Origin of the sequence: Pedobacter sp. ASV28, from assembly GCF_016428855.1 — a bacterium.
In the GTDB taxonomy this organism is placed as follows: Bacteria; Bacteroidota; Bacteroidia; order Sphingobacteriales; family Sphingobacteriaceae; genus Pedobacter.
Window position 1 is genome coordinate 14,064 of the sequence record NZ_JAELTN010000015.1, and the last position, 23,651, is coordinate 37,714.

Annotated in this window: 24 protein-coding genes; 17 read left to right on the top strand and 7 right to left on the bottom strand. The window is 37.9% G+C overall.

The window, feature by feature from the left end; translation table 11 throughout:
- Positions 1 to 87: 87 nt before the first annotated feature.
- The 3 genes from JHD79_RS07380 (at position 88) to aat (ending at position 1,608) form a co-directional block, all read left to right on the top strand.
- Positions 88 to 486 carry an META domain-containing protein gene (locus JHD79_RS07380; protein ID WP_199118577.1) on the top strand — a complete coding sequence of 133 codons (399 nt, stop codon included), beginning with the start codon at positions 88 to 90 and terminating at the stop codon, positions 484 to 486.
- Positions 487 to 572: 86 nt separating this feature from the next.
- Positions 573 to 932 (top strand): hypothetical protein, encoded by a 360-nt coding sequence (locus JHD79_RS07385; protein ID WP_199118578.1) that lies wholly within the window; start codon positions 573 to 575, stop codon positions 930 to 932.
- A gap of 40 nt (positions 933 to 972) precedes the next feature.
- Positions 973 to 1,608: a leucyl/phenylalanyl-tRNA--protein transferase gene (gene aat / locus JHD79_RS07390; protein ID WP_199118636.1), complete on the top strand. Its 636-nt coding sequence runs from the start codon at positions 973 to 975 to the stop codon at positions 1,606 to 1,608.
- 72 nt (positions 1,609 to 1,680) lie between these two features.
- Here the strand turns inward: aat and JHD79_RS07395 are convergent, their stop codons facing one another.
- The 3 genes from JHD79_RS07395 to JHD79_RS07405 form a co-directional block, all read right to left on the bottom strand.
- Positions 1,681 to 2,121 (bottom strand): carboxymuconolactone decarboxylase family protein, encoded by a 441-nt coding sequence (locus tag JHD79_RS07395; protein ID WP_199118579.1) that lies wholly within the window; start codon positions 2,119 to 2,121, stop codon positions 1,681 to 1,683.
- Between the two features lie 114 nt (positions 2,122 to 2,235).
- A complete protein-coding gene (locus JHD79_RS07400; RefSeq protein WP_199118580.1) occupies positions 2,236 to 2,811 on the bottom strand; it encodes a Crp/Fnr family transcriptional regulator in 576 nt (191 codons plus the stop codon).
- A gap of 4 nt (positions 2,812 to 2,815) precedes the next feature.
- Positions 2,816 to 5,713, bottom strand: a complete 2,898-nt coding sequence (locus JHD79_RS07405) for a DEAD/DEAH box helicase (protein ID WP_199118581.1) — start codon at positions 5,711 to 5,713, stop codon at positions 2,816 to 2,818.
- Positions 5,714 to 5,998: 285 nt separating this feature from the next.
- Here JHD79_RS07405 and JHD79_RS07410 point away from each other — a divergent pair, with 285 nt between their 5' ends.
- The 6 genes from JHD79_RS07410 to JHD79_RS07435 all read left to right on the top strand — a co-directional run bounded on the left by JHD79_RS07410 (position 5,999) and on the right by JHD79_RS07435 (position 12,708).
- A complete protein-coding gene (locus JHD79_RS07410) occupies positions 5,999 to 6,661 on the top strand; it encodes a GIN domain-containing protein (RefSeq protein WP_199118582.1) in 663 nt (220 codons plus the stop codon).
- Between the two features lie 111 nt (positions 6,662 to 6,772).
- Positions 6,773 to 7,357 (top strand): Crp/Fnr family transcriptional regulator, encoded by a 585-nt coding sequence (locus JHD79_RS07415; RefSeq protein WP_199118583.1) that lies wholly within the window; start codon positions 6,773 to 6,775, stop codon positions 7,355 to 7,357.
- Between the two features lie 76 nt (positions 7,358 to 7,433).
- Positions 7,434 to 8,843: a hypothetical protein gene (locus tag JHD79_RS07420; protein WP_199118584.1), complete on the top strand. Its 1,410-nt coding sequence runs from the start codon at positions 7,434 to 7,436 to the stop codon at positions 8,841 to 8,843.
- A 14-nt stretch (positions 8,844 to 8,857) separates the two neighbouring features.
- Complete coding sequence (locus JHD79_RS07425; protein ID WP_199118585.1) at positions 8,858 to 9,430, top strand: hypothetical protein; 573 nt, start codon at positions 8,858 to 8,860, stop codon at positions 9,428 to 9,430.
- Positions 9,431 to 9,626: 196 nt separating this feature from the next.
- The gene (locus tag JHD79_RS07430) at positions 9,627 to 10,601 is read left to right on the top strand and encodes a hypothetical protein (RefSeq protein WP_199118586.1); all 975 of its coding nucleotides are present in this window, start codon (positions 9,627 to 9,629) and stop codon (positions 10,599 to 10,601) included.
- Between the two features lie 643 nt (positions 10,602 to 11,244).
- Positions 11,245 to 12,708 carry an FAD-binding oxidoreductase gene (locus JHD79_RS07435; RefSeq protein ID WP_199118587.1) on the top strand — a complete coding sequence of 488 codons (1,464 nt, stop codon included), beginning with the start codon at positions 11,245 to 11,247 and terminating at the stop codon, positions 12,706 to 12,708.
- 53 nt (positions 12,709 to 12,761) lie between these two features.
- On the opposite strand, the gene JHD79_RS07440 is transcribed toward JHD79_RS07435, so the two are convergent.
- Together JHD79_RS07440 and JHD79_RS07445 are read right to left on the bottom strand one after the other, a co-directional pair.
- A complete protein-coding gene (locus JHD79_RS07440) occupies positions 12,762 to 14,303 on the bottom strand; it encodes an aldehyde dehydrogenase family protein (RefSeq protein ID WP_199118588.1) in 1,542 nt (513 codons plus the stop codon).
- A gap of 71 nt (positions 14,304 to 14,374) precedes the next feature.
- Positions 14,375 to 14,836, bottom strand: a complete 462-nt coding sequence (locus JHD79_RS07445; protein WP_199118589.1) for a nuclear transport factor 2 family protein — start codon at positions 14,834 to 14,836, stop codon at positions 14,375 to 14,377.
- Between the two features lie 328 nt (positions 14,837 to 15,164).
- Here JHD79_RS07445 and JHD79_RS07450 point away from each other — a divergent pair, with 328 nt between their 5' ends.
- From JHD79_RS07450 to JHD79_RS07480, 7 genes are all read left to right on the top strand, one after another.
- Positions 15,165 to 16,568: a lipopolysaccharide assembly protein LapB gene (locus tag JHD79_RS07450; RefSeq protein ID WP_199118590.1), complete on the top strand. Its 1,404-nt coding sequence runs from the start codon at positions 15,165 to 15,167 to the stop codon at positions 16,566 to 16,568.
- A 162-nt stretch (positions 16,569 to 16,730) separates the two neighbouring features.
- A complete protein-coding gene (locus tag JHD79_RS07455) occupies positions 16,731 to 17,495 on the top strand; it encodes a phosphosulfolactate synthase (protein ID WP_199118591.1) in 765 nt (254 codons plus the stop codon).
- 56 nt (positions 17,496 to 17,551) lie between these two features.
- Complete coding sequence (locus JHD79_RS07460; RefSeq protein WP_199118592.1) at positions 17,552 to 18,295, top strand: shikimate dehydrogenase; 744 nt, start codon at positions 17,552 to 17,554, stop codon at positions 18,293 to 18,295.
- A 46-nt stretch (positions 18,296 to 18,341) separates the two neighbouring features.
- Complete coding sequence (locus JHD79_RS07465) at positions 18,342 to 18,929, top strand: gliding motility lipoprotein GldD (protein ID WP_370583306.1); 588 nt, start codon at positions 18,342 to 18,344, stop codon at positions 18,927 to 18,929.
- Positions 18,930 to 18,969: 40 nt separating this feature from the next.
- The gene (locus JHD79_RS07470; RefSeq protein ID WP_199118593.1) at positions 18,970 to 19,608 is read left to right on the top strand and encodes an MBL fold metallo-hydrolase; all 639 of its coding nucleotides are present in this window, start codon (positions 18,970 to 18,972) and stop codon (positions 19,606 to 19,608) included.
- Between the two features lie 47 nt (positions 19,609 to 19,655).
- Complete coding sequence (locus tag JHD79_RS07475) at positions 19,656 to 20,891, top strand: ABC transporter permease (protein ID WP_199118594.1); 1,236 nt, start codon at positions 19,656 to 19,658, stop codon at positions 20,889 to 20,891.
- 3 nt (positions 20,892 to 20,894) lie between these two features.
- Positions 20,895 to 21,278 carry a hypothetical protein gene (locus JHD79_RS07480; protein WP_199118595.1) on the top strand — a complete coding sequence of 128 codons (384 nt, stop codon included), beginning with the start codon at positions 20,895 to 20,897 and terminating at the stop codon, positions 21,276 to 21,278.
- Between the two features lie 226 nt (positions 21,279 to 21,504).
- Here the strand turns inward: JHD79_RS07480 and JHD79_RS07485 are convergent, their stop codons facing one another.
- Positions 21,505 to 22,365, bottom strand: coding sequence for a menaquinone biosynthesis family protein (locus tag JHD79_RS07485; RefSeq protein ID WP_199118596.1), 861 nt, complete (start codon positions 22,363 to 22,365; stop codon positions 21,505 to 21,507).
- Positions 22,366 to 22,410: 45 nt separating this feature from the next.
- Positions 22,411 to 23,031 carry a futalosine hydrolase gene (gene mqnB, locus JHD79_RS07490; RefSeq protein ID WP_199118597.1) on the bottom strand — a complete coding sequence of 207 codons (621 nt, stop codon included), beginning with the start codon at positions 23,029 to 23,031 and terminating at the stop codon, positions 22,411 to 22,413.
- Between the two features lie 208 nt (positions 23,032 to 23,239).
- On the opposite strand from mqnB, the gene JHD79_RS07495 reads away from it, so the two are divergent.
- On the top strand, positions 23,240 to 23,650 hold the full coding sequence (locus tag JHD79_RS07495) for a 6-carboxytetrahydropterin synthase (protein ID WP_199118598.1): 411 nt from the start codon (positions 23,240 to 23,242) through the stop codon (positions 23,648 to 23,650).
- The last annotated feature ends 1 nt before the right edge of the window (position 23,651 follow it).

Here is a 23,651-nt window from a genome sequence, read left to right on the forward strand (position 1 = left end):
ACACTAAACAACCGAAATGAATAAACTCATGATACCTGTCCGCGGTAAGCAGGGATTCATTACCATTAAAAACAAATTTATATCCTGATGAAAAGATTGACAATTGCTTTGCTTGTTGTATTCGCACTACAAGCCTGTACTAAAGACCTAAAATTAATTACACAAAAAGATACAAAATGGGAATTGACCGAGTGGCCAGGTAAAACTTTGCCGACCGCGGCCAAGGCTACGTTAAATATTACCGGAGGTAATAAGATAGGCGGTAAATCTTTTTGCAATACTTATGGCGGCAGTGCCGTAATTAATGGTAATGCCATACAGTTTAGCCGTATTTTTGGTACAAAAATGTATTGTGAAGCCGTTGGAGATGCAGAAAATAAATATTATGCAGATCTAGAAAAGGTAACCGGAGGAAAGATTTCTGGAAACAAACTTTATCTCTATAAAGATGAAACTTTACTGCTCGTTTTTGCTAAAACAGAATAATCGTTTTTTGTAATTTTTTTTACAGAATAAAGGTGTTTTTGGCATTGTTAATGCTTGTGTTGAAATACACACAAAAAACCTAAACAATGAAAAGAACCATTTTATTGGCAACAATGTTTGCCTGCTTTGCCTTTGGCAAGGCATCTGCTCAAACCATCAACGGTGTTAACCTTGCCGATCTTAAAGAAGAGTATATTGAGTTTCATGCTTTTAAGCAATCTTTTGGAGGTAAGATGCTCATTTGGCTGGAATATGGTCAGAAAGTACACGACGACAGACAGGCGGCAATCGTTAAGGATGAGCGCGGCAAAAATATGGAATTCAACTCTGCCGTGGACTTTATCAACAAAATGAAGGCTTATGGATACGAGCTTTTACAAGCACATACCGTATCGTCCAGAGAAGATAATGTAACCAAGTATTACATTCTGAAACGTAAAAATTAATTTTTAAGGCAACCTTTAAAGCTATTCACTATTTTTGAAAATGGTTTTTAGGTTGCCTACCGATGAAATTGTTTTTCCCAATCCTTCATTGGCCGATGAAGACGGTTTGTTGGCGGTTGGTGGCGACCTAAGTGCCGAACGACTGATCTTAGCTTATGAGCATGGTATTTTCCCATGGTACAGCGAAGATGATCCAATCCTTTGGTACTCTCCACATGAACGATGTGTAATTTATCCCGATAGGATAAAGATGAGCAAAAGCATGGCGCAGGTGATGCGCAATAATACCTTTAAAGTGACCACTGATGGGGCTTTTGAAAAAGTAATTGCCAACTGTGCAGAAGCCCCTCGTAAGAACCAGCCTGGAACTTGGATTACCCAAGAAATGCAGGCAGCCTATACTCGTTTACATGAGCTGGGATGGGCACACAGTATTGAAGTATGGCAGAATGAGCATTTGGTGGGGGGACTTTATGGTATGGCCATAGGCAAAGTGTTCTGTGGCGAGAGCATGTTTAGTCTGGTAAGCAATGCCTCGAAAGTGGCGCTCATTTATTTATGTCAGCAATTTGAATTCAAACTCATAGATTGCCAGTTGCCCAATGAACATTTATTCAGTTTAGGTGCAGAAATGATCAGTAGGGAAACTTATATGGGCTTTTTCAGTGAGGCATAGCAAGCTTCAAAATAAGCCCTCTTATCGTTTTAGGCGAAGAAGGCTTACTTGGTCGCTATTGGATCTGTTAATTTATGCCGGAATTTCTAATTGTGTACTGATGGCAATCCTATTCCATGCATTGATGGTGACAACGGCCATGATTAATTGAGAAATGTAGTTTTTGTCAAATAATTTTTCGGCTTTAAGGTAAGTTTCTTCGGTCAGGCCTTTTTGGTGGATCAGGGTAACTTCTTCTGTAATGGCTAAGATTACCTTTTCCTCTTCTGTAAACAAGTTTGTTTCCCTCCATGCATTTAAAAGAAAGATACGCTGGTTGGTCTCCCCATTTTTAAGGGCATCCTTGGTATGCATATCTAGGCAAAAGGCGCATCCATTGATTTGTGAAGCCCTAATTTTTAAAAGTTCCATATGGGTTTTGGAAAGCTGGCTGCTGGCCAAATAATTTGTTAGGGCATACATGGCCTTATACCCTGCCGGTTCTGTTTCTGCGATGTTAATTCTTTTTTCCATTTTTTAAATTGATTTGTAGAACAAGGTTATGGTTTGGGCAAATCCCTGTTCTGTGCATTGTTGTAACAACACATCGAAGTTCGATATAGAAAGGATAAAAAAACTTAAACTGGTTTAAGAAATATTTTTAGCCCTAAGCTCGCTCAGGTATTCTGGGGTAATATCTAGGTAAGAGGCCAATAAATATTGGGGGATGCGTTGTATGAATTCAGGAAAGCTGTTGCTAAAGTGGTGATAAAGATCTTCTCGTGAAAAGTCATAGAAATACTTGGTTCTGAGCTGTGACGCGGCATGTGCCCTTTGATGCACCAATCTAAAATAACGTTCCATTTTGGGAAACTGTGCCAGCATTTTTTCCTGTGCAAAGTAATCAATGGCCAGTACCTGCGATTTTTCGACTGCTTGTATGCCAAATTCAGCACTTTTTCTTGCCTGAAAGGAAAAATAATCTGCTAACCACCAGTTTTCAATCGCAAATTGCACCGTCTTTTCCGTGCCCTTATTGTCGATGAAAAACAGGCGTAGGCAACCACTTACCACAAAATAATTAAATCTGCAAACTTCTCCGGCCATGAGAAGCGTTTCTTTCTTATGAGGGTTTATGATTTGAAAAAAGCCGGAAATTGCCGCGAATTCTTCCTCGCTGATTTCTATAAACTTGCTGATATGGCTTTTTAAGGTTTCAGGCATGGCTTTAGTTTAATAAATCCCTAATGTCATCCTTGCTAAGGGATTTGAAGAAACTTTCTTCTGTGGTGATCAAAGAACTTGCCAATGATTTTTTACGTCGTTGTAGGGCCAGTATCTTTTCTTCTACGGTATCTTTTGAGATAAATTTATAGATGAACACTTTTTTATCTTGACCGATACGGTGTGTACGGTCTATGGCCTGTTGTTCAATGGCAGGATTCCACCAGGGGTCTAATATAAATACATAATCGGCCTGGGTTAGGTTTAAGCCTACACCACCCGCCTTTATAGAGATAAGGAAAACCCTTAAATCTTCATTTTGTTGAAATTCTGATACAATTTCACCCCGGTTTCGAGTACTCCCGTCTAAATAGGCATAGTGGATCGATTCTTTCTCCAGGTGCTTTCTAAAAATATCAAGGTGTTTTACAAACTGTGAAAATATCAAGACCTTATGCCCACCTTTGAGCACATTATCAAGGGTGTGCATTACATTTTCAAATTTGCCCGAATCGGATCGATATTCTTCATCGATCATGACGGGGTGGTTGGCCAACTGTCTGAGCGCCGTTAGGCCCTGTAAGATCTGAATTTGTTTTTGGGCGTAGGTGCCATTGTCCATACTGCTTAAAAGATCATTACGATAGGCCGATTTGGTTTTTTCATAATAAGCCGCTTGATCTTCGCTCATATCACAGTAAAAGATATGTTCGGTTTTGGGTGGCAGTTCTGCAGCAACCTGTTCTTTGGTACGGCGCAATACAAAGGGTTTAATAATGGCCTGTAATTTCCTGGCTTTATCTTCGTCCTTGCGTTTTTCTATGGCCTGCACATATTCTTCATTAAAGAAAGATTGTGTACCCAATAAGCCGGGATTGAGAAAAGTAAGCTGTGTCCAAAGATCACTTACCGAATTTTCGATAGGCGTTCCACTCAATACCAGCTTATGCCTTGATTTCAGCATACGTACGGCTTTGAACGATTTTGAGGAAGGATTTTTGATGTTCTGGCTCTCGTCTAAAATGATATAATTAAAATAAAAGCCCTGTAAAATTTCTGAATCCACCCGAGTGATGCCATAAGTGGTAATGACCACATCAAAATTATCGAAATGACTGACCTCCTTATTCCTATTGGTTCCCGTATGGGATAATATTTTTAAGGTAGGGGTGAATTTCTTCGCTTCGTTAAGCCAGTTATAGATTAAAGAGGTTGGCATAATGATCAAAGAAGTACTGTGTGTAGCCGACTGCTGGTCTTCTTCTTTTAACTTCTGCAGCATGGCCAACGTTTGTATGGTCTTTCCCAAACCCATATCATCGGCCAAACATCCGCCAAAATTATATTCCCTCAGAAAACTGAACCAATTGTAGCCTGCCTTTTGGTAATGGCGCAGTTCGCCCTTAAAATTTACCGGCATGGAGAAGTCAGAAATTTCCTCGAAATCGTTCAGCTTTTGTAGCTTACGGTCCAAGGTTACATTGGTAATGCTATCTTCAGCTAAATCGTTGATCAGCCCTATATGATGCTTCTTGAGCTTAAGGTTTTTTCCTCCATCTGACAAGCTGAATAAACTACTGTACTGTGTAAACCATTTTTCAGGAATGATGGCAATTTCGCCATCAGGCAGTATAAACTCTCTTTTTTTGTGTAAAATATGTTGTTTAAGGGAAATAAAGGGAATGGGATGGATCCCAAAATACACTATGGCGTTAATGTCGAACCAATCATTATCTTCCTTAATTTCAAAATCTATTTTATTTGCGCCCAATACAAAGCGTTTGCCTGTACTGGCCTGTTCTATCTCGAATCCCTGGGCTGTTAAAGTTTCAATGTTTTCGTTGACCCAGGTAATGATTGCATAGGAGGCGTTGTGGTTCTCGTTAAGGTTGGGCAGCTCCAAATGATGAAATAGTGCGCTCACCTTTTTCAACCCTAATTCGGTAAGAAAGGTAAATTGTTGCTTTTCCCAATCAATATTGCGTTTAATACGCGTAAAAGTATAATTATCCCCATCCTTGCTCAGCCTAACGGTCACTTTGTGTTCGTTGCCCATTGCAAAGTTATATTTGCCATATTTGAAATAGAGTTGAATTTGGGATACACCGCCGTCTACATAAATGACTTTGATCACCGCTTGTGGCTCATGCTTTTCGGTTTTGATCTCAAAGCCTTCGGCATAAACATGATATTTTTCGATGAGCGGGGCAACAAACTTTTCGAAATAAGTTTCCTCTGTTGATTTTGGAATGGTAATATAACGTTTGTTAAGGAACGGAGTTAGTTTCTTTCCTTCAAAATCCTGCTCAAAAAAATAAAGCACATCGTTGAGTAACAACCATGCGGGCTGGTTACAGATAACCTGTGCATCCTTGAACATAAAATCGATACGTAGGCCCTGATATTTAATGGTAGGAAAATAGCGGGTTTCTGTTTCGTTCCTCCTAAAATGGAATAGAATGGTAGCAGCTTCGGTAGCCAGGTCGATCTTTCGCTCTGCCGGCCAGCCATCCTTATCCATCAGGTATAAGCTGTCTTTTGTTTTTAGTATTTCCAAAACCTCGGCCAGCTTCCTTTCTATTTTAGGGCGGACACTATCGTAAAACTTATCATTGTAGAACTTGCTGAAAAATTCAAATGGCCTAATTGCCTTTTTATGGTACTTCTTGATGATATAATCCTGTTCGGTTTCATCGAGGATTTTGATCAGCTTAAAGTCTATATCACTTAAATGCTTGGCAAACTCTTGTGCGGTATGGGTAAATAAACGCTGGTAGGTTAGGGAGAAATCGCCCTGAGGGTTTAATTGTACAATGTGTGGTTCAATCAAATAGCCCAGATAATCATGTTTGCACAATGAATAAACAATCTGACATGGAACTGAACTATTTACACGTAACATTTACTTAGGGCTAAAACAATTAAAAGGTAAGCTGCTAAAAAATTTTAAACTTACATTAAATAGTTGTTTTTTCAAACCCCATGTAGCTGTTTTTTTGAAAATTCCTTAAAAAATAAGTAGGCTGTTCGTCGAAAATTTACAGGCGTTCGTCTAGAGTTAGTTGGTTGTGGTATAAAACCCGAAAACTTGATGCAACCTTTTCCGCTTAGTGCAGTCTTATTCTCGAAAGCTTTCCAAAAAGGATGGCAATAAACAGAAAATCAAAAAGATAAAAATATTAAGGTTATGAAAACTTCTATTAAAAATTTATTCGCAGTAGCATTAACAATGGTTGTATTTACAGGTTCTGCATTTGCTGCAGAGGTAAAAGAAAGTGTTAAGGACATTAGTACAAACCAAAAAGTAACCATCTTGGCAGCCGTGAAAAACATTAACAAGATTGTAGTCAATGGTAATGTGGAGGTGTTCGTGGTACAGGCACCAACAGAAAGTGTAAAGGTGTATGACAGCTACTATTCTAAAAATGCCTTGGTACAGCAACAAGATGGCGTGCTGCGCATCAGCTCTTTTGAAAAAGAACCTCTAACGGTAACGGTGTATGTACGCAACCTGTCTGCTATAGAAGCAGCAGATCAGGCAACGGTTAAAACTGTTGGGAAAGTAAACTTTTTAAGCTTGGATGTGTTGTTGAAAGATAAAGCGAGTGCAGATATCAATGCCAATACCGTAAGCTTAAACACTACGGTTAAAGATGCAGCAAGTTTAAAATTAAGCGGTTCAACTGCCGAGCATTATGCGGTAATGGGCTCCGCTGCAAAAATGAGCATGGGACAATTTGTAGCAGATTGTTCAGATGTGAAATCACTTGCTCCGGTATATTCACAAGCAAAGGTAGCTCCGCAAACCTTGGAGACCTTGGCCACCGCCGATGAGTTATTGGCTAAATAAAATTCGTCCCCTTCATAGGGCTCTATATAAATGTAAAAGGGTATCCAAATCAATTGGATACCCTTTTTTTTATTCCTAATTGTTTATTTTGGCGGTAATTAATGATGTTGTATGCAGAAATTAACTTACTATGAGCAGCTGTTCAAAGTTTTCTCTCTCATGGGGCCACTCTCTAATTCTTTACAAGAGGCCATTATGGAAAACAGCAAGATGGTAGAGGTGCCTAAAAAACAAAAGCTATTAAGCGAAGGCCAAAAAAGCGATAGTATTTACTTCATTATAAAGGGAGGGGTAAGAATATTCTATCTGAACAAAGCGGGCGCTGAAACTAATACATGGTTTTTGTTTGAGAATGAGTTGGTCATCTCTGTTTACAGCTTTTTTACTTCGCAGCGAAGTTTCGAGTATATTGAAACTTTGGAAAATTGTACCCTTATCACTTTAACGAAAGAAAAGTTAGATTGGCTGTATCAAAATTTTTTAGAGTTTAATATCATTGGCAGACGATTAACAGAGTTATATTATGTGCGTAATGAAGCCCAAGCAAATTCCCTAAGAATGTTTTCGGCAAAGGAACGCTATCAACAGTTGCTCAACATACAACCCCAGTTGTTACAAAGAGTATCCTTAGGTCATATCGCTTCTTATTTGGGCATTTCGGCAGAAACACTCAGTCGTATAAGAAAGCAACAATAACATTTTTCATCTTTTGACTTTTGTCAAAAAATGGTGAGCCGAACTTTTATAGTTTTGAAACATAAATTTTAGGAATATGAAAAATCATCTATTTAAAGCCAGCATTATCCTGCTTCTTCTTGTTGTTGGGTGGGGATGTAAAAAAGAAAATCAGTCTGAACGATCGCCAGATCAATTGCGAATAAATAAGCTCGAACTTTGGTATAAAGCTAACCATGTAGTATCTGAACAAAATCTTTTTAGTCAATTACAGCCTAATTGGGAAACTGTTTATGTTAAGCAGGTTGGAAACCAAAATGTGTATGAATTGGAGCTTGAAAATCCACAAAAGTTGATGGTGAGAAACTCCTCAAAAGAATTACCAAACTTCGATAAAGAAAGTAAAAAGCATATTATTAAATTACTGATTTTTGAAGATGTTAAATCAGATAAAATACAATATGCCAGTTACATGACTGCTGAAAATGTGGCTGAGAGCGATTTTGCTAAGTTGCATTACAAAAATGTGGGGGATTTTACGGGAACTATTTATTACTATCATTTTGGCGGAGGATTATCCAATGGCTGGATATACCATAATGGTAAAATCAAAAACAAACTTACTGCAACCACCGAAGTACAATACCAATACCAGCAGAAGCAATATGCAGACGGAAAGCAAACTGACAATGTGGACTGCTATTCGCTAATGGTAGAGCATTATATGTACGTATGTGTATATGTAGGCAGTTATTCAGACTGCAGATGGCAGTCTATGGGGTATAGTTATGTTGAAGGTTGCGTTATTTCAGAAGAAACCGAAGACGTGCCTAGTGATGTTCCAGGTGGCTATGGAGGAGGAGGTGGGGGTACTGGTTCTGCCACTCCTATTACAGATATTAAACACAAACTTGACAGCTTTCCTTGTGCAAAGAATTTGATCACTCAGATGAATAATTTGAATTCCGATTTATCAAATCTTATTAAAAATGCTTTTAACAAGAATGATCGGATCAATTTAACGATTGAACCAAATTATTCGCTACAAGGTACATCAACGGATGGTGTATTAGGACAAAATTCAAAATTTACATATAATAATCAGTTATATTTTAACATAAGTGTTGGTATAAATCCAGATATTTTAAAAAATGCGACTAAAGAATATATATTAGTTACTATTTATCATGAAGCTATACATGCTTATCTTGCCCTAAAAAAGGCAGAGCTTAGTGAAACAGAATTTAACAATCAATTTGCAGGACTTTATGTAAATGGAGGCCGGCTAATCGGTGTACAAGATCCTCAGCATTGGTCTATGGGATATACGAATTTTGTAAATGGTTTAAAAAATATAATACTTGCTTATAATCCTAGTTTCAATGCCGATAGAGCTCATGCTTTAGCATTAGGAGGAATTGTCTCCTTAACACCAGAACAAGCAGCTATAAACCAACAAGAGAAAAACACAACTATCCTTGGTTATACTGGCACTAAATGTCCATAAAAAATTAATTAATTATGAAAACAGTTACTCTTTTCTCTCTATTTCTTTTGGGTTGTCTATTCTCATTTGGACAAAGCAAAAAAGTTGAACCTCCTACCTTAGCGGTGTATCGGCTATTTGCTGATGCAAAGCCTATGCTCAAAGACAGCCTCGCCATTTACGCTTTTAATTTTGAGCTCAACATCTCAAAGAAGAATGGCAATACAAAGGTTACCCGCATAACCGCAAATGATACTCTTGCTTTTATTCTTTTCCCAGAATACAACAAATTATTCTCTATAGATTATTCGTCTTTAATGAACTCAAAAAGCAATATTAGGCTAATCATTCCTGTTTTAATATATGGCAGTTCTCCAGAAAAGAAGATTTACAAAGATGGAGAAGGAAACCCTCTAATTAGCTTTAATGCAGCCGTTAATGCAGCTTATTCGTTATACAACCCATCAAAGTATAGTAACATAGCAGAAAGTCAAGTTGATTTGGGAAATCTAATTTATAGGAAAGCCAAAAAGAGGAAAGTCGCGGATGATTTTTGGGAGGCTGTGATTATGAACCCTATTCTCATAGAAATACATAATATAAAGTAGTTAATTCTTGACCTACAATGGCTTCTATGAGATTGTTTTTTCAACACTGATCAGGAGTGTGTTATAGTTGTCAAGAACTAGGCCCAGCTGTTATACTACTGACAAAATATGGGTTAATTAGCGCTCAGATTAACACTTTTTACAATAGCAACATTAAAAATGTTGCCTCAAACAAAAAACTTCCAACAAATTGCCCATGAAGACATTAAGCATCTTTATAATATCATTAGCCATTTCTATTTCGGTTTATTCTCAGGAGTATATTGTATTTGAAGAACAAAAAGGGGCAAATAGCCGAGAATTATTGCAAGGCTTAAAATTATCACTAAATAGCGTTGAATTGGATTCTGGGGATACTTCTATTACTTTATATAACTGGTTTTTCTCTCCTCAGGTAGGTTTTAATTGGAAATCTTTGTCTCCTAGTCTTTCGATTTTATCTCAAAAGCTATTAAACAACTTAGTCATTGTTGCCGCTCCAATTGGCCAGACTGAGCGAAGAAAAAGCTTTAGAAAACTTTCGGCACAAGAGTTGGAAAAGCTTGAGGTTATTACAATAGACACTTTGCTAGGGCGATCATTATTAGACTTAAATAAGCATACCCTGCCACGAACGGTATACATGCCTCCGTTAAAAACAATACAATATGGGTTAATTGTTAAAAGAGGGCAAGATTTTTACTTGATTCAATCGCCTATTTTAATTACATATTTTGTTGTCAGTTATGAGCCTGTTTATTTTCCAAACGAATTTAGAAATGGAACGTTAGCAATTAATCCCAATAATGCAACCTACGATTTTAAAACTATAGACAACATCGAAAAAGAATTTCGTAAAAAAGAGCTTCCTCATAAGTGGCTAGAAAAAATTGTGGATCGAGTTTATTTGTCAAATATAGATTTAATGGTACCGCTTAATAAATCAATATTTTCTTTTTGGGAATATCCTAACGAGGATGTGATGAGCTCTCTATTAAATCTGAAAAATCTCCACGAATTTAATATGGGGCTTGGAAGTTTTCAATATATAGATGGTATTGGTATCGTTAATGCCACTTTAGATACTTTTTTAAAACATAAAATCCTTTTTCAGCAAAAGCCCTATTTTAAGATCAAGAATATTAATGGTATGGAACTAGACAAATTTATATTACAAATGCAGAAAAGGTGATGTAGCCGCTTTAATGCGGCCGCTGCCGCACTAATTTTAAATAATTAAGTTATGGTTCCTATTTAATATTGGCAATTTGCTCATCTCGTATTTTGCAAGATGGATCGTCTAATGTAAAGGGTTATCTGGATATAAAAGCAATAACCGAGCTTCAACCAAATAAATAAGATCTGACTTAGTTAAGTATAATACTTTAATGAGGTGCTGGCCTTTGGCAGTGTTGACTAAGTGAAGGTTAAATAATTATCAGTTGGTTAGGTCGTATCTTGGACACCCTGATTTGAGGGAAGTTAGTTTAAGAGCTTTGTTAGCTGATAATGATGAGGAAGATAGAAAAAAGTCTATAGCCTTATTTGATCTTTGCTATAGATGCGTTGTTAAACCCGAGTAAAATCAATATGTGAAGGAGTGCTTGTTGCTGTTCAAGCGAGGCATTCTTTTCCTAATGATTATCATTTTCCTTATGATGAGACCATAAGTCGTCCAGAATATTTTGAAACAATTACATCTATATATTTTTAGAAAAGTGTTTGAAACACGGTCTTATAGATATTAGAAACAAAGCAGAAGAATCGTTAAACAGCTGTGAGCAGAAAATATAAAATATTATGGATAATCCTTTGAAACTTACATTAAATAGTCAATGAATAAAAAATATCTTTTGAAGATAGGAATCTTAGCGGTAATTATTTTTCTCTCTATTCCAATTTTTCATGTTCTGAAAACAAAGTGGAGTGAGGATGGTATCACCATCCCAATTCCCGAAGGTTACACAAATGACGTTAGCGGATTGAACTTAACTAAGGTTGATACCATAATAGAAGTTCCAAATAACAAAAAGGAAATTGAGATTCAACTCAAAAACATTTTAAAATATGCGAAAGAAAATGACCTGAAAATTTCAATTGCAGGAGCAAAGCACAGTATGGGAGGGCATACCATCTATCCCAATGGTATTGTTCTAAATATGCTTGCTTATAAGCAAATGGAGCTCGATACTATAAATAATGTCCTAACCGTTGGCTCGGGTGCTTTATGGGAAGATGCGCTAAGATATTTAGATAAATACGGGAAATCTATCTCAATAATGCAGGCATTCAGTTCATTTTCAGTTGGGGGGTCGATAAGTGTTAATGGCCATGGTTGGCAAAAAGACTTACCGCCGATTTCGTCAAGTGTGCTTTCATTTACATTGATGACTGCAAATGGAGAAATAATTAATTGTAGCAGAGAAGACCACCCAGAACTTTTTCATTTGGTTATTGGTGGTTATGGTTTGTTCGGGATCATTTTAGATATCCAACTAAAAGTGGTAGCTAATATAGCTTTGAAATATAACTACATTCAATTAAATCCTCGAGACTACGTGGATTATTACAAGAAATATATTACTGAAAAACCGAATATCAATCTTGTTTTTGGAAGGTTGCGCATATCCGAAAAGCACTTTTTAGAAGAAGCGACACTCAATTTTTTTGAAAAAGTAGAAGCTCCCGTTCCTCATTTAAAAAAGCAAAAAAGTACAGCAGCACAAAGACTGGTTTTTAGAGGAAGCGCTAATAGCGAGTACGGGAAGAGACTTCGTTGGGATTTGGAAATGGGAATGAATAAAGTTTCTAGAAATGATATATACTCAAGAAATGAACTCTTGAATGGTCACGTTTCGCTCATTGAAAATAAAGACCACTCCTCAACAGACCTACTTCAAGAATATTTTATTCCTGAAAGAAATTTCAATCGATACATAGAGCACATAAAGCCAATATTGGAAAAGACTAAAGTAGACCTGTTAAATATAACCATAAGAGGCGTAAAGGGAGATCATGATAGCTATCTAAATTATGCAAGAGAAGATGTTTTCGGGTTTGTATTCTTGTTCAACCAAAAGAAAACTGATGAACAAGAGGAAGAAATGAAAAACCTGACCAACAAACTTGTAGATGAGGCGTTAAAAAATGGGGGAACATTTTACTTGCCCTACAGGTTACACATTGATCGAAACAAGATGAGGAAATCTTACCCTCAAGCAGATAATTTTTTCCAACTAAAACTAAAATACGATCCCACCGAATTATTTGATAACAAGTTTTACGAACACTATAAATAATAAAAATTCTATTAGACTTGCGAAGTTTCCACAAACTTCGCAAGTCTAATTATTCACAGATCAAATTTAATACCCTGCGCCAAGGGTAGGGTATTGGAATAATTGATGGTATTGGTCTGCCTGCGCATATAAGCTTTCCAGGCATCGGAACCACTTTCCCTGCCGCCGCCAGTTTCTTTTTCGCCGCCAAAGGCCCCGCCAATTTCGGCGCCTGAGGTACCAATGTTCACATTGGCAATACCACAATCAGAACCTTGTGCAGAAAGGAATAGTTCGGCCTCTCTTAAATTTAAGGTCATAATGGCCGAAGATAAACCTTGGGGAACACTATTTTGTAAGGCTATAGCTTCTTCAAGGTCGTTATACTTGATCAAGTATAGGATAGGGGCAAAAGTTTCGTGCTGTACAATTTCATAATGGTTTTCTACCTCGGCAATACAAGGCTTAACATAACAGCCGGAGCTGTATTCGCCTCCGCTTAAAACACCACCCTCCACTATAAATTTTCCGCCTTGTGCCTTACATTTTTCTATTGAATCTAAATAACTGGCTACAGCATCTTTATCAATTAAGGGCCCTACATGGTTGTTTTGGTCGAGGGGATTACCTATGCGAAGCTGACCATAGGCCTTAACCAGCTTGGCCTTAAAATTTTCGTATACACTTTCGTGGATAATTAAGCGGCGGGTGCTGGTGCAACGTTGTCCGGCTGTGCCTACCGCACCAAAAACAGCACCGATTAATGACATGTCCAGGTCGGCATCTTTTGAAATAATAATGGCATTGTTTCCGCCTAATTCCAATATGCTCTTCCCCAAGCGATTGGCCACTGCCATGGCTACCGATTTTCCCATTTTGGTAGAGCCGGTGGCAGAAACCAAGGCAATCCTGGGGTCGCTACTCAAGAATTGTCCAATTTCCTTATCACCTATGATAAGGTTGGAAACCCCTTCTGGAATATCATTATCGGCATAAACCTGTTCAATAATTCTTTGGCAGGCGATGGCGGTGATCGGTGTTTTTTCCGATGGTTTCCATACGCATACATTACCGCAAACCCAAGCCAAGGCCGCATTCCAGCTCCAAACGGCCACGGGAAAGTTAAAGGCGGAAATAATGCCAACAATGCCTAAAGGATGCCATTGTTCGTACATGCGGTGGTTTGGCCTTTCGCTATGCATGGTTAGGCCATACAGCTGACGTGATAGACCAACGGCAAAATCACAGATGTCTATCATTTCCTGTACTTCTCCCAGCCCCTCCTGTAGGCTTTTGCCCATCTCATAAGAAACCAATGTGCCCAGTGCATTTTTATGCTTTCTCAGTGCTTCGCCAAACTGGCGTACGATTTCGCCGCGTTTGGGGGCTGGTACCTTATTCCAATATGCATAAGCTTCCTGTGCAGTAGCTATTACATGGTCGTATTCTTTGGTCGATGCAGCAAAAACAGAAGAAATCTTTTCACCATCTACGGGAGAGATGCTATGGATATGGCTGCCATCGGCCGCATGGCTCCACTTGCTGCCTGTACTGTAGGATGGGTTAAAACCTGCAATGCCTAGTTGGGCTAAAATTGAACTGATATCTGGCTTCATGATCATGTTTTTTTAATTAAAACGAACAGTTACAAATCAACAAAAAATAAGGGATAGAATGGCGTAATATTTTAATTGCAGCTATCCTTTCTCCTGGTATCAATTAGATAAATGATTTTCCAGCCATCTTCACTTTTTAAAAGCTGAAAGGAATTCACTCCACAATGACTAAACTGATCGTCTACATAAAATTTATAATCGGTCCATACACTGGCTAGATGGTCATCGATCAGAATTTTCGTAAATGTGATACGTTCGTCATATTTCTCGGTACGGGGGCGTGAAATGCTTTTAATGAAATTATCGAGGCTTTCTGTTTTCAATATTGCTTTTCCATCTTTGGTTTTTACAATGGTCTGCATAATGTTCTTGTCGGCAAAGGCTTTCCTGATCAAGGTGGTGTCATTGTTCTTCATGCCATTGAACAAATTATTAATGGTTGTTCTGATGTCATTTTCGGCTCTGCTTTGGGGAAAAGCATGGGCCTGGCCTAGTAAAATATAACAGATTGTAATGATAAGCACTTTTTTCATGGGCATATTTAGTGGTGTATAAGAGGTCAATGGATCTGCTGAGGAGCTGATTTTACCATTTGTATAGGTTTCATGACCTAAATCTTACGCTTTTTAAATTAAATATATCGATTTTTGTATAAATTAAAGAATGTCGCTGTTGGCGTTAACTACGTTAAACCATGTGTTATACATTAACACTTCTATTTGCCTAAATCTTTTATTTAGAAACATTTGAGCTTACGGGTGTGGGTATGTTGATAATTATTTTATTAGCTTTTTTAATAAATAACGTAAACTTATATTGTATTACCAATAAACAGGATTTGTTCTTTAAATATTCAAAAACATGGAAGAAGAATTTGAATTTGATTTTAATGAAGATGCGCAACATTCTGTAGAACGTTATGAGGAGATGATCCGCAACGAGGATCAGTATTTTTTCGATGCGCAGGCTTTTGAATATATAATTGACAATTATATTGAGAAGAACGATCCGGTTAAAGCATTACAGGTTGTAGATTATGCTTTGAGTCAGCATCCATTTGCTGCGGTATTTTTGATCAAACAGGCCCAATTATTATTGTTTACCAATCAGGTAGAAAAGGCTTTTGCCTCTTTGGAAAAAGCTGAAATGCTGGAGCCCTCGGAAGCCGATATTTATGTGTTGAGGGGCAATATATTTCATAGCCTTGATCGACATGACGAAGCTTTGGAGAATTTCGAGAAGGCCTTGGCATTGGCTGAAACAACCGACGAGATTCTATTGCAGATTGCCTACGTCTATCAGAATATGCACGATTATGAAAGTGCGATCGTCTATATCAAGCGCAGTTTGGAGCAAAATATGGAGAACAAAGATGGGCTTTACGAACTGGCTTTCTGCTATGATATTTTAGATAAACAGGAAGAAAGCATACAGTTTTATCAAGAGTATATTGATAGTGATCCCTATTCTTATGCAGCTTGGTATAACCTGGCCAATTCCTATCATAAAATGGACTTGTTTGAAAAAGCCATTGACGCTTATGATTATGCCATCCTGATCAAGGAAAATTTTGCATCGGCCTACTTCAATAAAGGTAATGCGCTGGTGCAATTGGACAAGTTCGAAGAGGCCATAAATGTTTATAAGCAGACTTTTGAATATGAACCTCCCAATGCAGATACTTATTGTGCTATTGGCGAATGCTATGAAAAGCTAGAGCAAATGGGCGAGGCCAGGTCGTATTATAAAAAATCGGTGAAGATGGATTCGAAGATGGCCGATGCCTGGTTTGGTATTGGGGTTACCCTGAATTTTGAGGAACGATATTTTGAATCGATTCATTTCTATAAAAAGGCACTGGAGTTAGATGACGAAAATGCCGATTTTTGGTTTGCCATGGCCGACGCACACTATAAGTTGGGACAAATTGACGAATCTATAGAAGCTTATGATAAAGTTTTAGAGTTCAATCCATTGGATGTGGAGGCTTGGTTAGACTTCTCGACCGTATTGTATGAGCAGGGCAAACTATTAGAGGCCTCGGAAACCATGGCCGAAGCCATTAAGAATAATCCGGATGCCGCAGAACTTTATTATCGAATGGTGGCCTATTTATTTGCCCTTGGACAAACCAATGAAGCTGTGGCCTATCTGGAAACTGCTTTGGTAACGGATCCTGACAAGCATTATATTTTGTTCGAATATTTGCCCCAGCTGCAAAATAATGGTCTAATTATCGACATTATCAATAAATATATCAGATAAGGGCAAAACAATATTGAGGATTGTCTTAAAAAAAGGCAGAGTTTTTTAACTTTGCAGCAAATATGAACCCGAGTTAAATAAGCTAATCATTATGTTTAATCTAATGATTAGCTTATTTAGCAAAGGCTCCATCTGACCGATGGGAACATAATAATAGACTAGATGAATTATAATTTAAACGACATTCCTGAACGCACAACTAAGCCACGCCAAAAAGGATTAACCATGGTCATGGACAAGGGCTTAAGTTTAAGGCAAGTTGAAGATTTTATAGAAGTAGCAGGGGTACATACCGACATTGTGAAACTGGGTTGGGCAACATCTTATGTGACACCAAGCCTAAAAGAAAAATTGGCGTTATACCGTAGTGCGGGTATTCCTGTATATTTTGGTGGCACACTGTTTGAAGCGTTTACCATTCGGGGTCAATTTGAAGACTACCGACGTGTTTTAGATGAATTTGGTATGGAGTATGCCGAAGTTTCAGATGGCTCCATGGATATTGACCATGAAGAAAAATGCGCTTACATCAGCAAATTGTCCGAACAGGTGACGGTAATTTCTGAAGTGGGCTCAAAGGATGCAGCTAAGATTTTTGCACCTTATAAATGGATCCAGTTAATGAAAGCCGAAATTGAAGCCGGCTCTTGGAAAGTGATTGCAGAAGCAAGGGAGGGTGGAAATGTGGGTATCTATCGTGGAACCGGAGAGGTGAGGGAAGGATTGGTAGATGAGATTTTGACCCAAATTCCTGATGAGCGTATCATTTGGGAAGCTCCACAGAAGGAACAGCAGGTTTGGTTCATCAAGTTGATAGGTACAAACGTAAACCTGGGCAATATAGCACCTTCGGAAGTTATTCCATTAGAGACGATAAGATTAGGCCTACGTGGCGATACATTTGATTATTTCCTAAATAAAAAATAACCCAATATTTTATTTTATAATCCCATATTAAACATGGGATTATTATGCTTTATGATATGAGAACTTTTGGTTTGATAGGTTTCCCGCTCTCGGCTTCCTTTTCTAAAAAATTTTTTACGGAGAAATTTCAAGAAGAGAAAATTGCTGACTGCAAATATGAACTACATCCCATACCTAGGGCAAACGAGATACTTGATTTGATAGAGGCAGATGCTTCACTATGCGGATTAAATGTAACTATTCCCCATAAGGTAAGCATAATGGCTTATTTAACCGAATTGGATGATGCCGCAGAGCAAATTGGTGCAGTTAACTGTATATCAATAGACCAGTCTGGTAAGAAACCTTATTTGAAAGGCCATAATACAGATGTTTATGGTTTTGCCGAATCGCTTAAACCTTTATTGAAACCGCACCATACCAAAGCATTGATCTTTGGTGATGGAGGGGCAGCGCAGGCGGTAAAATATGTGTTGAAACAATTACAAATTCCATATTTGTCTGTGGTTAGAAATGTACAGCCCGGTACGGTACTTTATTCTAGCGTAAATAAGGAAGCGTTACAAGATTATACCTTGCTGATCAACACCACACCTTTAGGAATGTTTCCTAACCTGGATTCCTTTCCTCCAATCCCATATCAGCACCTAACAGAAAAGCACTTGGTCTATGATATGGTATATAATCCGGAAGAAACCTTGTTTTTAACAAAGGCAAAGGCCCAAGGGGCCACCATAAAAAATGGTTTGGAAATGTTACATTTACAAGCCGAACGTTCCTGGGAGATCTGGAATAGTTAAACAGCTGTGGATGATCATTTCATCTTCAATTAAAATATAATTTGATATGCAGATGAAGCAGTATTTCCTATTTATAGCTATTATTTTGGCTGTTAATGCTTGCACTGGCGAGAAAGCAACTACGCCTAAACCTAAGGGATATTTTCGCATCAACTTTCCCGAAAAGCAATATCGCTCTTTTGATGATGGATGTGCTTATAGCTTTAGCTATCCTGTTTATGCAGAATTAGAAGATGATAAGGATAAGAATGCCCATTCCTGTTGGAAAAACCTAAATTTTAAGCAATTTAATGGGATATTACACCTTACCTATTATGATGTTTTTTCTCCCAAAATCTATAATGAAATGACGGAGAATGCCAGAAGCTTGGCCATGAAGCATACCATAAAAGCTGATGCGATTGACCAAAAACGGATCAACTATCCAGATAAGAAAGTATATGGAGTTTATTATACCATTGAAGGTAACACTGCATCTTCTGTTCAATTTTTTCTAACAGATAGTGTAAGGCATTATTTGCGTGGTGCATTGTATTTTAATGAGCGACCACAATATGATTCCATACAACCTGTCGTTAAATTCATAAAACAAGACATTGATAAACTGATAGAAACGTTTCAGTGGAAGAAGTAGAGAAGACTGCCCAATCGTAAATCTAAAATCGTAATTCAACATGATTAACCTAAAGCAATTTACATTTAACCCTTATCAGGAAAATACCTACGTTTTATATGATGAAACTGGCGCATGCGCAATTATTGATCCGGGCATGTATGATGGGAAGGAACAGAACCAGCTGGTTAACTTTGTCAGGGAAAAGAACTTAAAGCCCGGCTTATTATTAAATACCCATTGTCATATTGATCACGTGTTGGGGAATAAGTTTGTGTTTGATAACTGGGGGCTTAAGCCGCAGTTTAATAAAGGTGAGCTTTATATTTTACAAGCGGTAGCGGGCTATGCCCCTCAAATGGGGATGCGTTATGAACTTTCTCCAGAGCCGGATACTTTCTTGCCAGAGGAGGGAACGGTAGGGTTTGGCAATAGCAAGCTGGAATTGATTTTTGCGCCAGGCCATTCACCTGCGCATTTATGTTTTTATGCGAAAGAGGAAAACTTTTTAATAGGGGGCGATGTCTTATTCTATCACAGTATTGGAAGAACAGATCTACCTGGGGGTAATCACCAGCAATTGATTGATAGCATAAAAAAGAATGTCTTTATACTGCCTGATGATTGTGAAGTTTTTCCGGGTCACGGACGAAGCACTACTATTGGTTATGAAAAGATAAATAATCCGTTTTTGGCTTAGTTTCTCCTAAGAGAAATTTAATCATAAGCTTATCTTATCTTTGTGAAGTGAACACTGCCCTTTATATCGCCAGGAGGTATCTTTTTGCAAAAAAGTCTACCAACGCCATTAACATCATTTCTGCCATCTCGGTATTGGGTGTATTTGTGGGAAGTGCGGCGCTGATCATTATCTTGTCGGTGTTCAACGGATTTGAAGAAATGGTATTGAAAATGTTCAATAGCATTACTCCCCAGGTTATGATTGCACCGGCTAAAGGTAAAACCTTTGATCCCCATACGGTTTATCTCGATTCGTTGCGTAAAGACCCATCAATTTACTCTTTTACGGAGGTTTTGGCCGAAAATGCCCTGGTGAGGTATGATAACAAACAGACGCCTGCTATGGTTAAGGGCGTTAGCCAAGACTTTCTGAAGAACAAAAGTTTAGATACCATTATGGTTGAAGGTAAGTTTGTGTTGGAAAATAGAAATGGTCGGCCAAATGCAGTTTTGGGTTCTGCATTGCAGGCATACTTAGGCGTAAATCCAAGTGATCCATTTGAAGAGCTACAGATCTATTCGCCTAAAAAAGGTGTGCAGGGTAATTCTACAAATCCACTTGACGATTTTACCATATTAGGCATTCCTCCATCTGGAATATTTGAAGTGCAGCAGGAGTTTGACAATCTGGTTATTGTTCCGCTGTCGTTTGCCCGCAAACTATTGGGAGAGGAAAAAAAAGTGACGGCAATCGAAATCAATTTTAATACAGGGGTAGATGTTGAAGCATTTAAAAGACAAATTGCCAAGAATTTAGGTGGGGCTTATGTAGTAAAAAACAGAATAGAGCAAAATCAGGCACTGTACAATGTGCTAGGATCGGAAAAATGGATGGTGTATATCATACTTACTTTTATCCTTATTATTGCTATATTTAATATCATAGGCTCTTTGACCATGTTGGTTATTGATAAACAGAAAGATATATCGGTTTTAAGTAGCTTGGGTGCGGGGAAACGGCTGATAAAAAGAATTTTTTTGGCAGAAGGTATGATGATAACCTTAACAGGTTGTATCTTTGGTCTTTTAGTAGGATTGATTTTTTGCTTGGTGCAGCAGTATTTTGGTTGGGTGAAAATGGGAGAAGCTAACTTTGTCTTTTCAAACGCCTACCCTATTGCCCTGAAATGGAAAGATTTTTTGCTGGTTTTTTTGACCGTTAGTTTTTTTTCGTTCATTGCATCGGCTTTGGCATCAAATTTAAGCGTTAAAAAGATAGATCGTATTAATCAAGATCTTTAGGATATGGATACCTGTAAAAAAATAAGTTGTTTGTTATTGTTGGCTTTGGCATTTTTTGCGGCTTGTCGTAGTAAAGACAATAGTGATAGTAAAAAAAGCAAATCTTTAACCTTAAAAGGCCTCTATAGCTATGGGCCAGAAATTAAATCTTTTACCGATTGTGATGAAGGCCGTGAATATTGGGTGGCAGACAGTGCCAAAACCTTAGAACTTGGATATACTAATCTAGGCTTCGAAAAACCATATACTCCCGTTTATATCGAAGTAGAATGTCATTTGGTAAAATCAGATACGACAACCGTTACGGGAGATTATGATTCTACCATGGTGGTTACAAAATTACTGAAGATGAGTAAGGAAATACCAGATGGACCTTGTAACCAGTAGTAGATAATTGTAGGCAATTAGGCTTTAGTGTTTTTGATTAGAAATAGAGAAGTAGAGTCTCTACTACTATTAGATTGTGCAGTCCCCCTTTCCGTTATCAATCCCGATTAATCGGGATATTTCCACTTCAATCGGGTTTACTTTATGCAGGCTTTAAGTTTTGATTGAGGTTTGAAAAGATTTCTGCTCTAAAATTCTTATTCCTGGCTATTTTTCCTTTATCAAATTAAGAATTTACATATAAACTTTTTCCTATGGGTGGGATTACCTTGTTTTTTGTAGCAATATTAAATAAGGTGTCAATTGCTTTTCTGCCATCAATTCCTAGATCGATCGAGTATTGATTAACATATAGCGCTATATGCTTATACATTACGGCCTCATCCATGGCCTGTGCATGTTCACGTATAAAATCAATGCCTGATTTAGGATGGGCAAAGGCATACTCCACAGATTTTTTAACCAAACGGTTTATTTTTTTCTGCACTTCCAAGGGTAATTTTCGATTGACCACAATACCACCCAAAGGGATGGCACAGCCTGAGAACTCTTCCCAATAGCTACCCAGATCTATTACTTTCTGCAGGCCCTTATCTTCATAGGTGAAGCGGTTTTCGTGTATAATGAGGCCCAAGTCTATTTCACCATTTAATAATGCATCTTCAATTTCCGAGAAGATCAACTCTTCTTTGTTGGTAAGCTGTGGATAGGCTACGCCCAATAAAAAATTTGCTGTGGTATATTTTCCTGGAATACCTACTTTAAGGTTTGAGGCTTCAGATTTAAGGCGTAAGATCTGATTAATCTGCTCGGCATTTTCCTTTGTACAGATTAAAAGTGGGCCAACACCAAAACCTAGGGCACTGCCGGCGTCTAAAAGTGCATATTGTTCTGCAACATAGGCCAAAGCATGAAAACTGAGTTTGGTGATGTCTAATTCGCCCTTGAGCGCTTTGTTGTTCAAGGTTTCAACATCATCGAAAAAAACGTTGAAGCTTAAGCCTTCCGTATCTATTTTGCCGTGAATGAGCGCATCGAAAATAAAGGTGTCATTAGGGCAGGGTGAAAAACCGAGTGTAAGTTCCATTTGGTAAATTTAAGACTACAGTTTGACCTAAACGTCATTTCTGCTTCATAGTTTTTCGAGAAAGCCAATAAGCCAATCATTTAGGTTTTTAACTGCTAAGCTAATTTGCCAATTCTCTCGATTGCGTGGCTCTACGTAGTTCGAAATGCTGCGTACCTGTAGGGCGGAGACACCTAATTTTTGACAGCAAAAGAAAACAGCGGCACCTTCCATACTTTCGGTTTGGGCTTGGTACAACTGAAGGACTTTATCGATACTTTGGGCATTTCCATGTACTTTATTTACGGTAAGGCCACATACTTCTTTTAAATACGGTAATTCATTTGCAAGGCCTGTAAATCGATTTTCACCAAAGCCAAGTTGAGGCAGCTTAATAAAATTATCATGGTCTTCGGCACCCAGTTCGGCAAAGGTATCTTGGGTAATATTCACCACTTCGCCTAAAGCGATGCTACGGTCAAAACTGCCCGCTATACCAACATTGACTACCAAGCTGTATTTGTTGCTAAGCTTTTGGCCCAAGGTAAATGCGGTAGCTACCATGCCTACGCCAGTAATCAGTATATCGAACTTTTTGGTTTCGATAAAGTTGCTGGATGCCAAGTTAAAGTAGCTAAGTGTGCTTGTTATTTCGGCTTCGGTAGCTGCTACGATTAGGAGTTTCACGTAGCTAATTTAGTGATTAATCTTTAGCCGTCAGAAATTTTGTCTCTTAAACTTAATCGTGCAGATGCTAGTTTAATGATAGGAGATAAGGCTCCACTGATCATGAAAAAGAGATATTCGTTTGTTAAATTTCATTTTTATTTAAGCCTTCACATTATGCCATATTGCTAATTTCATTATCTGTATATTTGCACTTTATTTCTTAAAGATGATTTATATTACACGTAGGGAAAGCTTTAATGCTGCACATAAACTAGCTAGGCCAGATTGGAGTGAAGATGAGAATTTGGCAGTATTTGGTAAATGTGCCAACCCAAATTGGCATGGGCATAATTATCAGTTGTATGTAACAGTAAAGGGGGAAGTTAACCCGGAAACTGGTTTTCTGGTTGATCTGAAATGGTTGAAACAGATAATTAATACACACATAATTGATAAGGTAGATCATAGAAATCTAAATTTAGATGTTGATTTTATGAAAGGGAAATTAGCCTCTACAGAAAATTTGGCCATTGCTGTGTGGGACATTTTAAAACCGCACGTTAACGAAAGTGGCGCACAATTGCACTGTATAAAAATTTATGAAACAGATAATAACTACGTCGAATATTTCGGCTAAA